This is a genomic window from Tabrizicola sp. (assembly GCF_016792905.1).
GTDB lineage: Bacteria > Pseudomonadota > Alphaproteobacteria > Rhodobacterales > Rhodobacteraceae > Tabrizicola.
Genome location: NZ_JAEULP010000054.1, coordinates 13191 through 27789 on the forward strand (window position 1 = coordinate 13191; position 14599 = coordinate 27789).

Consider the following 14599-nt stretch of genomic DNA (forward strand, 5'->3'; position numbering starts at 1 on the left):
AGCGTCCCATGACCGCACGCCCTTTTCAGACGGCAAGGACCTGGCGCCCAACGCGAGCCTCGGTCATAGGCCTTGGCCTGATCGCACCGCTTGCCCTGCTGGTTCTGGCCTTTCTGGTCCTGCCGCTTTTCCGCTTCGCCTACCTCAGCGTCGACAACCGAGCCATCGCGCAGGTGTTGTCGCTGACAGCGCAGGCGATGCGCGACCATCCGGTCGAGGGAGTGCCGGACGATGCGGTTTTCGCCGCCTTCCAGCAGGACCTGGCCCGAGACCCCGAGGGCGTGGCCAAACTTGCAGCAAGACTGAACTTTTTCGAGGGCGGCTTGAACAGCTTGCTCCGCAAGACCAGCGCCCAGATGGCGACCATCCCGCCGAATCGGGCCGGTTTCATGGCCTTCGACAAGCGCTGGGGCGAGGAAAAGACTTGGCGCGCCATCGGCTTAGCGACGCATCCCGTCATTCCCGAATACTATCTGAATGCGCTCGACCTGCGCACCGACGAGCCGTCCCGGCTGCTTTCGATCGAGCCGAAGCCCGAGGGCCAGAGGATCTACTTGCGGCTCTGGGCGCGCACCATCATGGTGGCCTTGTTCGTGGTCAGCGTATGCACTCTGGTCGGATATCCGATCGCGCATTTCCTTTCACGCTCCAAGGGCATGGTATTCACCCTTGCCATGGGGCTGGTGATGCTGCCTTTCTGGACGCCGCTTCTCGCCCGCATCGCCAGCTGGAAGGTGCTGCTGGAATCGAACGGGGTGATCAACAGCCTGCTGGTCGCCAGCGGTCTGGTCAGCGAAGCGGGGCGCCCGCAGCTTCTGAATAATCTCTTTGCCACCGTGTTGGTCATGTCCTATGTCCTGCTGCCCTATGCGATCCTTCCAACCTATGCGGTGATGAAGCGCGTGCAGCCCTCACTCTTCAGCGCGGCGCTGACGCTAGGAGCCACCCCGGTCCGGGCTTTCTTCACCGTCTACCTGCCTCAGACGCTGCCGGGCGTGCTGGCCGGCGGCATCCTGATTTTCGTGCTGTCCTTCGGCTTCTACCTGACACCGGAACTTGTGGGCGGCCCCAGCGGCAGTCTCATCGGCAACATGATCGCCTACAACTTCTCGCGCTCGCTCAACTGGGGCCTGGCCGGAGCCCTCTCGACCATGTTGCTCATTGTCATCGCAGCCGCAGCCCTGCTGCTGCGCGCCGTGTCGCTGAAGCCTTCGGCAAGATAGGGGAAGCACGATGAACCAATTCGTTAAGCTCTGGGTCATCGTCGGCCTTGCCTTTCTGGCGTTGCCGCTTCTAGTCATCGTCCCGCTGTCGTTCACTTCGGGCCACTACATGGTCTACACACCCGAAATGCTGGCGCTGGAGCCCGATGCCTATTCGGCCCGCTGGTATTCCGAGGTGCTCCACGACCGCGACTGGATGCTGGCCCTGAGGAACAGCTTGATCATCGGCCTGTCGGCAGCAGCGCTTTCTACGGTCCTAGGCACATTGGCTGCCCTGGGCTTGTCGCGGTCGGGAACGCCGGGGCGCAATGTCTGGACGGCGCTGATCCTGCTGCCGCAGATCGTGCCGATCGTTGTGACGGCTGGGGGCATCTACTCCGCCTTTTCCGACCTGAACCTGATCGGCACCTATGCCGGAGTCATCATCGCCCATACGGTTCTGGCGGCTCCCGTCGCCGTGATCACAATCCGCGCCAGCCTCGAAAGGTTCGACTGGAACCTCCTCGCAGCCTCCTCAACGCTCGGCGCGGGGCCCTTGCTGACCTTCTGGAAGGTCACGCTGCCGCTGATCCGGCCCGCGATTGTCGCCGGGGCGATCTTTGCCTTCGCCACCTCGCTGGACGAAGTGGTGGTGATCCAGTTCATCGGCTCCTACGACCAGAAGACGGTGCCGATCCAGATGCTCATCGGCCTGCGCGAACACCTTAGTCCGGCCATCCTGGCCGTCGCCAGCATGCTTGTCTGCTTCGCATTGTCGATCCTTGTGCTCAGCGAATTGATGCGCCGCCGCAGCGAGATCTATGCCCGAAAAACTACCAAGACCTGACGGCGCCCTGAACGCGCCCCTGCCCAAGGAAAGAACTCCAATGCGCAAAGGCACATTGCTCAACGGCCCGCTCACCGCGCTCGTCGGCGATCTGGGTCACTCAGACAAGATCATGATCGTAGATGCCGGTTGGCCGATCCCGGCCGACCTACGTCTGGATCTGTGCCTGACCCACGGCATCCCTCGCCTGACGCAGGTGTTCGCCACCGTGGCGCAGGAACTGTCGATCGAGCGCGTCATCATTGATGCCGAAATGCAGAAGCACGGCCCCGAGGTCCACTCCGAAGTGCTGCGCATCATCGCAGCCGCCGGGCAGGATCAGGGCGAAGCGATCACCATCGATTACGAACCGCATGACACCTTCAAGCACCATGCCAGGTCGGTGAAAGGCATCGTGCGCAGCGGCGAATGCATCCCCTACTGCAACCTGGTCATCGTTGCCGGGCTGGCGTTCACGCCGCGGGATCGCAGGCCATGATCGGAGTCCGCGACATCGGCATCGAGCCGTTGACGGCGTCGGCCGCCGCCGATTTCGGCGCAGCCGTCCTGCCCGACCCCGCCCGACCGACCAGCACGGGCCCGTGGTGGGCCTGCTGTGAGGGCTGCGTCGGCCTCGGTGACGGGCAGCAATGGCTGGGCTTCGTGCAGGCCGGGGCCGCCCCGCCCGAGGTGACCGAGATGGAGCGTGAACCGGGAACCGAACTTGTGATCCCGGTCGCGGGGGAAATCGTGCAGATTGTGGCGCACGGGCTGCGCGATGCGGCGGGCGTTGATCGCCCGGACGGCCGCACCGCCCGTGCCTTCGTCCTGCGGCCGGGGCAGGCGCTGATGATAAACCCTGGGGTCTGGCACGCCGCCGCCTTCGGCCTGAGCGCCTCGGCTGCGTATTTCTACATCGCCCGACGCCGCAAGGCCGAAGACAGCGAAGGCCGTGGAGGCTGGGTCGCGCTGGCCGAAGGGCAGGTGCTGCATCCCGGTCCGGGGCGAATGGAGGCAGGTCAGCGGATGGGTGATCGGGAATGACTGACGACATCATCGGCCGGTATGAGAACGTATCGAAATTCTACGGCAGTATGGCCGTGGTGAAGAACCTCAATCTCGACATCCGGCGAGGCGAATTCCTGTCGTTGCTGGGACCTTCCGGCTCGGGGAAGACCACTACGCTGATGATGCTGGCGGGGCTGCAATCGCCCAGCAGCGGGCATATCTTCCTGAACGGCCGCCCCATCGAGACGACCCCGCCTCATCGCAGGAACATTGGCGTAGTGTTCCAGAACTATGCGCTGTTCCCGCATATGACGATAGCCGAGAATTTGGCCTACCCGTTGAAGGCGCGGCGGATGGCCAGGGCCGACATCGCGCAACGTGTGCAGCGCGGGCTGGAGATGGTGAAGCTTCAGCCGCTGGCCCAGCGTCGCCCTACCGAACTGTCGGGTGGCCAGCAGCAGCGCGTGGCGCTGGCCCGCGCGCTGGTCTTCGAGCCGAGCATCGTGCTGCTGGACGAGCCCCTGGGTGCGCTCGACCGCCAGCTGCGCGAGACCATGCAGCTGGAGTTGAAGCAGCTTCACCGCGAGACCGGGGTGACCATGGTCTACGTCACCCACGATCAGGCCGAGGCGATGACCATGTCCGACCGCGTGGCGGTCTTTAACGATGGCAAGCTGCTGCAATGCGCCCCGCCGCCCGAGATCTACGACCGGCCGACCAGCGCCTTCGTTGCCGAATTCGTGGGCGAGAGCAACCGTCTGAGTGGTGCGGTCGCCGCTGTGGACGAAGGGGGCTGCACCGTCACGACTGATGCCGGGATCGCAATTCGCACCCGTCCGCAGCCGGGGCTTCAGCGGGGTCAGGCGGTGTTCGTCTACCTTCGGCCGGAACGGATTCTGGTCGGCGGCGCTGCTGCCGCCTGCGAAAACCGCCATGAAGCCCCCATCGCCGACGCGATCTTCCTCGGCGACCATACCCGCCTGCGGATTGAACTGCCCGGCAATCGCGACTTCACCATCAAGCAGAACTTCTTCGGCGAGACCCGGCCTCCAGACCTCGGCGACCGCATCGTCTTCGGCTGGACGGCCGAGGCACCGCAGGTCGTGCCCGTCTAGGGCCAGCCGCCCCGAAATCCCCCGCTCCGCCGCCGATCCCGTGGGCGGTCGGGTGAACTTTTGCCGCTGACTTCAGGAACGAATGGAACTCGAAATGAACAGGACGGACTTCCACAAGCTTTTCAAATCACCCGGCCCGGTGGTGCTGCCGGTGGTGCATGTGCTGGACCACGCACAGACGGCCCGCAACGTCAGGATCGCGCTTCACGCCGGCGCCCCCGGGGTGCTGCTGATCAATCACGACATCACGGTCGAGGAATTTCTCCCGGTCATACGCTCGATCCGCCAGCAGTTTCCGGCCTGCTGGATCGGGGTCAACTTCCTGGCTGTCACTGGCCTGGAGGCGTTCCCCATCCTGGGCGGCCTGCAACGTGAGGGGATCGCCGTCGACGCCTACTGGGCCGACGATGCCCGGATCGACGAAAGTCGCACCGCCGACGACCAGCCCGAGGCCGCCGCCATCGCAGAGTCTCGCCACCGCTCCGGCTGGACCGGCCTTTATCTTGGCGGCACCTGTTTCAAAAAGCAGCGAGAGGTCGCGCCCGAGCATCACGAGGTTTCCGCCGCCATCGCCGCACGTTGGATGGATGTCGTGACAACGTCGGGTATCGCGACCGGCCATGCGCCGGAGTTGCAGAAGGTTGAAACCTTCCGGCGCGGCGTGGGCGATGCGGCGCTGGCGCTGGCCTCGGGCCTGACGCCCGAGAACGCGCATGTCTTCGCAAGCCTGATCGACTGTTTCATCATCGGCACCGGGATCAATCACCCCGGCGATTTCCACAACTTCGATCCCGCGAAGCTGGAGCGCCTGTTGGCCTTTGTGCGTGGACAGGGTGAGTGCTGTGACGCGCGATAAATCGTCGATCTTATGCAAGTGACCAACCCTGTAGGTGTTGTCAGATGAACTTCGCTTGCCGCATGACAGGCCGCTCCGCTAGCTTGCTGCGTGACCAAACGCTCCCCTTTCCGCTTCTTCAGGACGAGCCCGGAGAGAATCCGCCTCGCGGTGATGCTCCACATCCGCTTCCCACTGTCACTGCGCTAGGTCGAGGATCTGCTCCATGAGCGCGGCATCGAGATCAGCCACAAGCCGGTGCGGTACTGGTCCGGGCCGCGCAATTCGAACAGAACTTGCTGCTTCTAAACTGACCCGGGTTAGATCTTAGTCGCGATTGTATCGGATGGGATTCGAACACGCACTCGGTCGTAGTGAAAACAATGACTTAGGAACTGGAGAAGGTTGGATATCAGACCCATCCTCTCCTGCGACTGGGCGTGAAGCGACGCGCCGATGATGGTCAGGCCGCTGATGGCGACCGCGAGGAGGCCGGAAAGCCTGCTCTGCGCGGCGAGAGTCGCCACAATCAGCCAGATGCGCAGGGTCGGATTGCGTGAAGCGGTCATGACCGGGGCTCGCTACCATGTGCCCTTGGCATGCGAAAGGCTCCCTGTGCTTCTGCCGCTGCGGCCGGATCCGTCAGCCGGCAAACCGGTCGAGCAGGGGACGGTTTGCGGGATCGGGTCTGCCGTAGCTGACGATCACCACGTCCATCTCGACGGTCTGCCAAGTTTCAAGGGCTGTAGCCATTGCGGCGGAAATCCAGGAGGACGGATTGCCGAACGCCCCCCCACCCAGCCGGGTCAGGAACAGCCGCGGAGCGCCAAGCGCATGGGCGGCTCCGAAGGTGGCAAGGTAGGCTGCCTCCAGCACAAGCCGGGCAAAGGGCTCCCAGTCGTCGATTGGGTCAAGGGAATAGGCAATCGGCAGGGCCGAAGCATAGACCTGATGCACCAGATGCCCGGCACCGGGCAGCGTGACCTCAGTTCCCGCCTGGACCCCGACCCGCAGCAGATTCCGTAGCCGGGACCGATCCGCCTCACCGATCCGGATGGACCCAAGCCCGCCGGGATGCGGCCTCACATAGCCGTTCACCATCGACCACAGTCGGCCCTGCGCATTGCCAAGCGCCGCGCCAAGATCGGCCAGCATGTCCAGCTGGTGCGCCGCGCTTTGCCCGATCCGGTTGCCCACCGGCACAAAGTAGTTCCGGTAGATCGTCCCCGCCGCGCAGGCCATGGCACAGGCCGGGCCTTGTGTCTGGTCTGTCTCATATCGCGCAATCCCGTCCTCGGGCGTGACCATCGGTCCGATCATTTCCAGCAGGTTGAACTGCGAGGCCACCTGGAACACCGCCCCCGCATTGCCTGGGTCGGCATGCAACGCCTTCACGTCGGCGACGACCTCGCGCAGCCGGAGCCGGACAGGTCCGGTTGGTGGTGCCGGAAGCTCCGCCAGCGCCGGTGTGGTCAGCCGACCCGCCACCAACCGCCGTCCGCTTGTGCGCAGGACAAGCTCGGCGCCGTCCTGCAGGATTCCTGCCCGAACCACGTCGAGTCGATCGCTTGGCAATCCCGTCAATGCGCTGAACCAGTCCATCAAACCTCTCCCACCGCCACGATGAACCCGCCTTTTTGCGTTGCCGAACGGCAGATTCGGGCCTATATCGCCCCCATGCACGGGTTCATCTACTTCAACATCACCGATCACGCGCGGCTTCCGGCCCGTTTCTTCGGCATGACCCGCTCGATCCTCGCCCGCGTCTGACGCGCCACGCGCGACCCGACGACCCTTTCCAAAGCCATCCCGAACCACAGACAGGTGAGAGCCATGACCGCTCCGCGTACCCTCTATGACAAGATCTGGGACGATCACGTCGTCCACCAGGCCGAGGACGGCACCTGCCTCCTCTACATCGACCGCCACCTTGTCCACGAAGTGACCAGTCCGCAAGCCTTCGAGGGGCTCAGGATGACCGGCCGCAAGGTCCGCGCGCCGGAGAAGACCATCGCCGTGCCGGACCACAACGTGCCGACGACGCTCGACCGCGCCAATGCCGCGACGATGACCGAGGACAGCCGTATCCAGGTGGCCGCCCTCGACAAGAACGCCAAGGACTTCGGGATAAATTACTACCCGGTCTCCGACATCCGCCAGGGCATCGTCCACATCGTCGGCCCCGAACAGGGCTGGACTCTGCCGGGGATGACCGTGGTCTGCGGTGACAGCCACACCGCCACCCATGGCGCCTTCGGCTCGCTCGCCCACGGGATCGGCACGTCGGAGGTCGAGCATGTCCTTGCCACCCAGACGCTGATCCAGCGCAAGGGCAAGAACATGAAGGTCGAGATCACCGGGTCCCTGCGCCCCGGTGTCACGGCCAAGGACATCACCCTGTCGGTCATTGGTGCCACCGGCACGGCGGGCGGCACCGGTTATGTCATCGAATACTGCGGCCAGGCGATCCGCGAGCTGTCGATGGAAGGCCGGATGACGGTCTGCAACATGGCCATCGAGGGCGGTGCCCGCGCGGGCCTGATCGCGCCGGACGAGAAGACCTTCGCCTATGTCATGGGCCGCCCGCATGCCCCGAAGGGGGCGAAGTGGGAGGCCGCGCTCGCCTACTGGAAGACCCTCTTCACCGATGAGGGCGCGCATTTCGACAAGGTCGTCACGATCAAGGGCGAGGACATCGCCCCCGTCGTCACCTGGGGCACCTCGCCCGAGGACGTGCTGCCGATCACCGGCACCGTCCCGGCGCCGGACAGCTTCTCCGGCGGCAAGGTCGACGCGGCCAGGCGCTCCCTCGACTACATGGGCCTGACCGCTGGCCAGAAGCTGACCGACATCGCCATCGACACCGTCTTCATCGGCTCCTGCACCAATGGCCGGATCGAGGACCTGCGGGCAGCTGCCGCCATCCTGAAGGGCAGGAAGATCGCCGTGAAACGCGCGATGGTGGTCCCGGGCTCGGGCCTCGTCCGCGCCCAGGCGGAAGAAGAGGGCCTGGCCCAGATCTTCATCGACGCGGGCTTCGAATGGCGGCTCGCGGGCTGCTCGATGTGCCTGGCGATGAACCCCGACCAGCTTGCGCCGGGCGAACGCTGTGCGGCCACCTCGAACCGCAACTTCGAGGGCCGCCAGGGTCGCGGCGGCCGCACGCACCTGATGTCGCCCGCCATGGCGGCCGCAGCGGCGATCACCGGCCACCTGACCGATGTCCGCGAACTGATGGGCGAGACGGTCTGATGACCGAGCCGGCATCCTCCAGGGATGTCGTCCCCAGCGGGGCCGCGCGTCGGCCCCGCGTGCTGGTCGTTGCCGAGGCCGCGAACCCGGAGTGGGTTTCGGTCCCACTGATCGGCTGGTCCCTGACCGAGGCCCTGCGCGAGGTGGCCGATGTCCATCTTGTCACCCAGGTGCGCAACCGCGACGCCATCCTGCGCAAGGGATGGGTCGAGGGCCAGGATTTCACCGCGATCGACACCGAAGCCATCGCCGCCCCGGCCTGGAAGCTTTCCCAGATTCTGCGCATGGGCGAAAGCCGGGGCTGGACCATCGTTCAGGCCATCAGCAGCCTGACCTACCCCTGGTTCGAGCGGAAGATCTGGCAGCAGTTCGGTCCCGCCCTCAGGCGCGGCGACTATGATCTTGTCCACCGCATCACACCCCTGTCGCCCGCCGCCAGCGGCCCGCTTGCCGCGAATTGCCGCAAGGCGGGCGTACCTGTCGTCCTCGGCCCCATGAATGGCGGCGTGCCCTGGCCCAAGGGGTTCGAGGCAGAGCAGCGCCAGGAAGGCGAATGGCTTTCGCGCTTGCGCGGGCTTCTCAAGGTCTTCCCCGGCCGGAACGCCATGCTGAACGCCTGCGACGCCATCCTCTATGCCTCGCGCTTCACCCGGCGCGACATTCCCGAACGGCTCGCCGACCGGTGCATCTACCTCCCCGAGAACGCCATCGATCCGACCCGTTTCTTCCGGGAAGCCAGTCCCGAGCCCGGTACCCTGAAAGCCTGCTTCATCGGCCGCTTCGTGCCGTTGAAGGGTCTCTCCATGCTGATCGAGGCGGCGCGGCCCCTGCTGGAAACCGGGAAGATGGAATTGCACCTCGTCGGCGACGGTCCCCTGACGCCCGCCCTGAAGGATCAGGCGAAAGGCCTGACCGGCATCACCTTCCACGGCTGGCTCAAGCACGAACAAGTGCAGGACGTCGCGGCACGCTGCCATGTCCTTGCCTTTCCCTCGATCCGTGAATTCGGCGGCGGCGCCGTGCTGGAAGGCATGGCGCTGGGCCTTGCGCCGCTGGTTGTCGACTATGGCGGTCCCGCAGACCTCGTGACGCCGGACGTAGGCATCAAGGTGCCGCTGACCACGCGCGAGGGCACCACGCTCGCCCTGCGGCAGGCCCTGGAAACCCTGGCTGCCGATCCCGCGGAGACAGCCCGCATGGGCAAGGCGGCCCGGCAGCGCGTCGCCGACCATTTCACCTGGTCGCGCCGCGCCGCGCACCTGTCCCAGGTCTACGACTGGGTCCTCGGTCGCCGCCCGACCCGCCCCGAACCGATCAAGCACCCCTGACAGTCAGCAAGGCAGACCCCATGGACAAATTCACCACCCTCACCGGCGTCGCGGCCCCGATGCCGCTTGTGAACATCGACACCGACATGATCATCCCGAAGCAGTTCCTGAAGACCATCCAGCGCTCGGGCCTTGGAAAGAACCTGTTCGACGAGATGCGCTACACCCAGGACGGCCAGGAAATCCCGGAGTTCGTGCTCAACCAGCCCGCCTACCGCAAGGCCGAGATCATCGTCGCCGGTGACAACTTCGGCTGCGGCTCCTCGCGCGAACATGCGCCCTGGGCGCTTCTCGACTTCGGCATCCGCTGCGTGATCTCCACCAGCTTCGCCGACATCTTCTTCAACAACTGCTTCAAGAACGGCATCCTGCCGGTCGTGCTGCCGCAAGAGGCGATCGACGTGCTGATGGACGATGCCCGCAAGGGGGCGAATGCCCGGATCACGGTGGACCTGGAAAGCCAGACCGTCACCGCCTCGGACGGCACCTCGTTCCATTTCGAGGTCGATGCCTTCAAGAAGCACTGCCTGATGAATGGTCTCGACGACATCGGCCTGACCATGGAAAAGGCCAGCGCCATCGACAGCTTCGAGAAGAAGAACGCCACGCTCCGCCCCTGGGCCTGACCGGCCTTTCTGCCTGCTTTCACCTGGCACCAAATATCCTGCGGGGGTTTGGGGGTGCAAAACCCCCAACGCCCGAGCCGGTTGGCCGCAGGCCGGAGGCGAGACAAAAGGCTTGCGCGGCACGCGCTCAACTTGAAAACCGCCCCCACCCGCGACCCGTTACGAAATCGTAAACGCCCGCGACCAACCCCTTGAAATCACTTGCGCCAGAGCCCCTGTCCACTGTGGACAGCCCGACCCTTGCCGCCCCGCCCAGCCCGCGCTACCCTCGCGCCGACCCATCCCGGAGGACCCCATGCACCTGATCGAGAAACGCCTCGCCGACCTCGGCGTCACCCTCCCCGACGCCCCCGCTCCGGCGGCGAACTACGTCCCCTTCGTCCAGGTCGGGACCCTCGTCCACGTCTCCGGCCAGATCAGCCAGAACGAGGCGGGCCTGATCAAGGGCAAGCTCGGCGAGGACCTGAGCTTCGAACAGGGCGCCGAGGCCGCCAAACGCTGCGCGATCTCGCTTCTTGCCCAGTTGAAGAAGGCTCTCGGCGGCGACTGGGACCGGCTGGACCGGGCAGTGAAGTTGGTGGGCTTCGTGAACTCCACCCCCGACTTCACCGACCAGCCCAAGGTGATCAACGGCGCCTCGGACTTCCTCGTGGCCGTTCTTGGCGATGCCGGTCGCCACGCCCGATCTGCCGTCTCCGCCGTGTCGCTGCCCCTTGGCGTGGCGGTGGAAATCGAGGCGATCTTCGCGCTGAAATGACCCTTCCCAGATGACCCGCGTTCCCCTGCCCGAGAGCTTCCTCCGCCTGCCGATCACCCACCGCGCCCTGCACGACCGGGCGGCGGGGCGGATCGAAAACTCGCCCGCCGCGATCCGGGCGGCAGTGGCGGCGGGTTACGGGATCGAGGTCGACCTCCAGCTCTCGTCGGACGGAGTGCCGATGGTCTTTCACGACGAGGTGTTGGACCGCCTGACCGACCAGACCGGCCCGGTCAACGTCCGAACTGCCGTAGACCTGGGCCACATCCGTTTGACGGGGTCGACCGACACCATCCCGACGCTTGCCGAGGTGCTGGCGTTGATCGGGGGACAGGTGCCCCTCCTCATCGAGATCAAGGACCAGAGCCTTGTCATGGGCCCGACCGATGGCAGGCTGGAAGCCGCGACCGCTAAGGCACTGGAGGGTTACAGGGGAGACGTCGCGCTGATGTCCTTCAACCCGGCCTCGGTCGCCCATCTGGCCCGCCTTGCCCCCGACCTGCCCCGCGGGATCACCACCTCGGCCTATGACCCGGACGACTGGGCGCCCATGCCCGCCGACATGTGCGCGCATTTCCGGGCGATCCCGGATTATGACTCGACGGGGTCAAGCTTCATCAGCCACGAGGCGCCCGACCTTGCCCGCCCCCGGGTGGCCGAGCTGAAGGCCCAAGGCGCCCGGGTGCTGTGCTGGACGATCCGTTCGCCCGAACAAGAAGCGGAAGCGCGGAAGCATGCCGACAATGTGACCTTCGAGGGATACCGGGCCGAGCTTCCGGCTTGACCTTTAGCTCCGGTCCGCCACTTTCCTTCCGACCCCGAGGGCATGAATGGCCGACCTGACCCTGCACGAAAGCCTGTCCGAGATTCCCGCCGCCGAGTGGGATGCCGTTTCCGCCCCGGAACAGGCCGAAGGGCGGCCCCTCGACCCCTTCACCACCCATCGCTTCCTGTCGGCGCTGGATCTTTCGGGCTCCACCGGCAAGGGCACGGGCTGGCAGGCGCGGCCTCTGGTCTTGCGCGAGGGGGGAAAACTGGTTGCGGCGACTCCGCTTTACGTCAAGTCCAACAGCCAGGGCGAATACATCTTCGACCACGGCTGGGCCGACGCGCTGGAGCGGGCCGGGGGGAGGTATTACCCAAAGCTGCAGATCGCCGTCCCCTTCACCCCCGCCACCGGAAGGCGCTTTCTGGGAGCAGACGAACATCGGGATACCCTGTGGCAGGCGGCCATCGGGATCGCGGCGCAGAACCGGCTGTCCTCGCTGCACGCGACCTTCTGCACGGGCGACGAGGCCGAGGCTCTGGCGGGGGTGGAAGGCACGCTGCACCGCGTCACCCAGCAGTTCCACTGGCAGAACCGGGGCTACGGCAGCTTCGACGACTTCCTGTCAGACCTCTCCAGTCGCAAGCGCAAGATGATCCGCAAGGAGCGCGAGACGGCGCGGGCCAGCAGTCTGGCGATCCGCGCGCTGACCGGGGACGAGATCGAACCCGCGCATTGGGATGCGATCTGGGCCTTCTACCAGGACACCGGAAGCCGCAAATGGGGCCACCCCTACCTCACCCGCGATGCCTTCACCCGCTTGCACCAGACCATGCGCAACGACATCCTGCTGATCCTTGCCTTCGACGGAGCCCGTCCGGTGGCAGGCGCACTGAACTTCATCGGTCGCGACACGCTTTACGGCCGCTACTGGGGCTGCGTCGAGGACCATCCCTGCCTGCATTTCGAGCTGTGCTACTATCAGGCCATCGACTGGGCGATCACCCACGATCTGCAACGAGTCGAGGCCGGGGCGCAGGGCGAACACAAGCTGGCGCGCGGCTACCTGCCGGTCGAGACCCATTCGCTGCACTGGATTGCGGAACCCTCTTTCCGCAAGGCCGTTGACCGCTATCTGCAAGCAGAACGTCGCGCGGTGGACGAGGAGATCGAGGTGTTGACCGCCTACGGGCCCTTCCGCAAGCACGAGGGGCGGGAGTAGGCTGAGGCAAAGGAGGACCTGGCCATGCTGACTTTCTATACCAACCCGATGTCGCGCGGCCGGATCGCCCGCTGGGCGCTTGAGGAAGTTGGCCAGCCCTATGACACGGTGGCGCTGGAATACTACACCACGATGAAGGCGCCGAAGTATCTGGCGGTGAATCCGATGGGCAAGGTTCCTGCGATTGTCCACGACGGCAAGGTCGTGACCGAGGTGGCGGCGATCTGCACCTATCTGGCGCTGACCTTTCCTGAAGCGGGGCTGATGGCCGTGGACAAGGCGGCCTTCTTCCGCTGGATGTTCTTTGCCGCTGGACCGCTGGAGCAGGCGGTGGTCAACATGGGCTTTGGCTGGAAGACCAGCGGCCCGCAGGAAAAGCGGCGGGCGGGGTATGGCGACCTGGCAGACGTGCTCTCGGCACTGACCGGGCATCTGGAAAAGAACGACTACATCGCTGATGGCCGGTTCACCGCCGCGGATGTCTATGTCGGCAGCCAGATCGGCTGGGGGATGCAGTTCGGTGGCATCCCTGCAAGCGACACGCTGGCCGCCTATTGGGCGCGGCTGAAGGACCGTCCCGCGCTTCTCGCGGCGAATGCCAAGGACAATGCCCTGATCCCGGAGGCCACGACATGACACCCCTTCTCCCCGAAGCCGACCGCAAGGCCGGGTTGCCGCCGCTGGCCGAAACCGGCTGGGCCGCCGTGCCCGGCAAGGACGCGATCCGCAAGGTCTGGAAGTTCCGTAACTTCTCCGAGGCCTGGGGCTTCATGTCCCGCGCGGCGCTGGCGGCGGACAAGGCGAACCACCACCCGGACTGGACCAACCGCTACAACGTGGTGGACGTGACGCTGACCACCCATTCCGCCAAGGGCCTGACGCAGCTGGACATTGACCTGGCCAAAGCGATGGACAGGCTGGCGCCCGATACCGAGATCGAGCGCAACCATGGCGAGCCGGTGAGCTGCCTGTGCGAGTTGCACGCCAGGAAGGCGTGACCGGCGTGCAGCCTAGAGCAGCCCCGCCATCCGCGCCCCGGTCAGAAGGTCCGGCGCAAGGTGATGCGCCCAGCGGCCCCGGCTGGGGACGACATCGGGAACCTGCACCACCACGCAGCCCGCCCGATGGGCGGCTTCCGCCCCGGTCTCGCTGTCCTCGAACACAAGACAGCGGGCGGGCGCGACGCCAAACAGCGACGCGGCCAGCAGGTAGGGCTCGGGGTCGGGCTTCGCGGCGCGGACGTCGTCCAGCGTGACGACATGGGTGAAAGCCTCGGCGATCCCGGCGATCCCAAGCTTGCGGTGCGCGCCAACCCGGCCGGTCGAGGTCACGATGGCCAAGGGGGCTGAAAGTGCGGGCAGCAGGTCGAGGGCGCCAGGCTTGAGCGCAAGGCCTGCATCGACGCCATCGTTGAACCCCTGGCGCCAGTGCATGTTGACGGCGTCGAGGTCGACCTCCGGCAGGGCAGCCCGAATGATGCGGGCGGCAGTGGGTTCGTCCTTGCCGACCAGGCCATGCATGAAGGCTTCGTCCACCGCGTGCCCATGGGCGCGAAAAGCCGCCAGTCCGGTGACAAGGGCGATGCTTTCGGTGTCGATCAGCGTGCCGTCGAGGTCGAAGAGAATGGCGTCGTACATCTGGGCCTCCGCGCGGAGGCATAGC

16 protein-coding genes and 1 pseudogene are annotated in these 14599 nt (G+C 65.6%); 15 read left to right on the forward strand and 2 right to left on the reverse strand.

Annotated features, from left to right (window positions below):
* The first annotated feature begins 8 nt into the window (after window positions 1-8).
* From JNL31_RS11300 to JNL31_RS11330, 7 genes and pseudogenes are all read left to right on the forward strand, one after another.
* Window positions 9-1223, forward strand: a complete 1215-nt coding sequence (locus tag JNL31_RS11300) for an ABC transporter permease (protein ID WP_294973293.1) — start codon at window positions 9-11, stop codon at window positions 1221-1223.
* A 10-nt stretch (window positions 1224-1233) separates the two neighbouring features.
* Window positions 1234-2049: an ABC transporter permease gene (locus tag JNL31_RS11305; protein WP_294973296.1), complete on the forward strand. Its 816-nt coding sequence runs from the start codon at window positions 1234-1236 to the stop codon at window positions 2047-2049.
* A gap of 40 nt (window positions 2050-2089) precedes the next feature.
* A complete protein-coding gene (gene rbsD, locus JNL31_RS11310; protein WP_294973298.1) occupies window positions 2090-2527 on the forward strand; it encodes a D-ribose pyranase in 438 nt (145 codons plus the stop codon).
* Window positions 2524-3072: an ureidoglycolate lyase gene (locus JNL31_RS11315; protein WP_294973300.1), complete on the forward strand. Its 549-nt coding sequence runs from the start codon at window positions 2524-2526 to the stop codon at window positions 3070-3072. Before rbsD ends, JNL31_RS11315 begins: the two co-directional genes overlap by 4 nt.
* The gene (locus JNL31_RS11320) at window positions 3069-4151 is read left to right on the forward strand and encodes an ABC transporter ATP-binding protein (protein WP_294973302.1); all 1083 of its coding nucleotides are present in this window, start codon (window positions 3069-3071) and stop codon (window positions 4149-4151) included. Before JNL31_RS11315 ends, JNL31_RS11320 begins: the two co-directional genes overlap by 4 nt.
* A gap of 94 nt (window positions 4152-4245) precedes the next feature.
* On the forward strand, window positions 4246-5007 hold the full coding sequence (locus JNL31_RS11325; RefSeq protein WP_294973304.1) for a BtpA/SgcQ family protein: 762 nt from the start codon (window positions 4246-4248) through the stop codon (window positions 5005-5007).
* Between the two features lie 90 nt (window positions 5008-5097).
* A pseudogene (locus JNL31_RS11330) lies at window positions 5098-5256 on the forward strand (IS6 family transposase); the annotation flags it as partial.
* 372 nt (window positions 5257-5628) lie between these two features.
* Here the strand turns inward: JNL31_RS11330 and JNL31_RS11335 are convergent.
* Window positions 5629-6588 (reverse strand): hypothetical protein, encoded by a 960-nt coding sequence (locus JNL31_RS11335; RefSeq protein WP_294973306.1) that lies wholly within the window; start codon window positions 6586-6588, stop codon window positions 5629-5631.
* A gap of 231 nt (window positions 6589-6819) precedes the next feature.
* On the opposite strand from JNL31_RS11335, the gene leuC reads away from it, so the two are divergent.
* The 8 genes from leuC (at window position 6820) to JNL31_RS11375 (ending at window position 13935) form a co-directional block, all read left to right on the forward strand.
* Window positions 6820-8238, forward strand: a complete 1419-nt coding sequence (leuC, locus tag JNL31_RS11340) for a 3-isopropylmalate dehydratase large subunit (protein ID WP_294973308.1) — start codon at window positions 6820-6822, stop codon at window positions 8236-8238.
* Complete coding sequence (locus JNL31_RS11345) at window positions 8238-9566, forward strand: glycosyltransferase family 4 protein (RefSeq protein ID WP_294973310.1); 1329 nt, start codon at window positions 8238-8240, stop codon at window positions 9564-9566. The genes leuC and JNL31_RS11345 overlap by 1 nt, the downstream gene beginning before the upstream one ends.
* Window positions 9567-9586: 20 nt before the next feature.
* Window positions 9587-10192, forward strand: a complete 606-nt coding sequence (gene leuD, locus JNL31_RS11350) for a 3-isopropylmalate dehydratase small subunit (RefSeq protein WP_294973312.1) — start codon at window positions 9587-9589, stop codon at window positions 10190-10192.
* Between the two features lie 295 nt (window positions 10193-10487).
* Window positions 10488-10949, forward strand: a complete 462-nt coding sequence (locus JNL31_RS11355; protein WP_294973314.1) for a RidA family protein — start codon at window positions 10488-10490, stop codon at window positions 10947-10949.
* 10 nt (window positions 10950-10959) lie between these two features.
* A complete protein-coding gene (locus JNL31_RS11360; RefSeq protein WP_294973316.1) occupies window positions 10960-11733 on the forward strand; it encodes a glycerophosphodiester phosphodiesterase family protein in 774 nt (257 codons plus the stop codon).
* 46 nt (window positions 11734-11779) lie between these two features.
* Window positions 11780-12937, forward strand: coding sequence for a GNAT family N-acetyltransferase (locus JNL31_RS11365; RefSeq protein WP_294973318.1), 1158 nt, complete (start codon window positions 11780-11782; stop codon window positions 12935-12937).
* Between the two features lie 24 nt (window positions 12938-12961).
* Window positions 12962-13573 carry a glutathione S-transferase family protein gene (locus JNL31_RS11370; protein ID WP_294973319.1) on the forward strand — a complete coding sequence of 204 codons (612 nt, stop codon included), beginning with the start codon at window positions 12962-12964 and terminating at the stop codon, window positions 13571-13573.
* Entirely contained in the window at window positions 13570-13935 is a 366-nt protein-coding gene (locus JNL31_RS11375; RefSeq protein WP_366928941.1) for a 4a-hydroxytetrahydrobiopterin dehydratase, read from the forward strand. Before JNL31_RS11370 ends, JNL31_RS11375 begins: the two co-directional genes overlap by 4 nt.
* A 12-nt stretch (window positions 13936-13947) precedes the next feature.
* Here the strand turns inward: JNL31_RS11375 and JNL31_RS11380 are convergent, their stop codons facing one another.
* Entirely contained in the window at window positions 13948-14574 is a 627-nt protein-coding gene (locus JNL31_RS11380) for an HAD family phosphatase (protein ID WP_294973321.1), read from the reverse strand.
* Window positions 14575-14599: the final 25 nt, after the last annotated feature.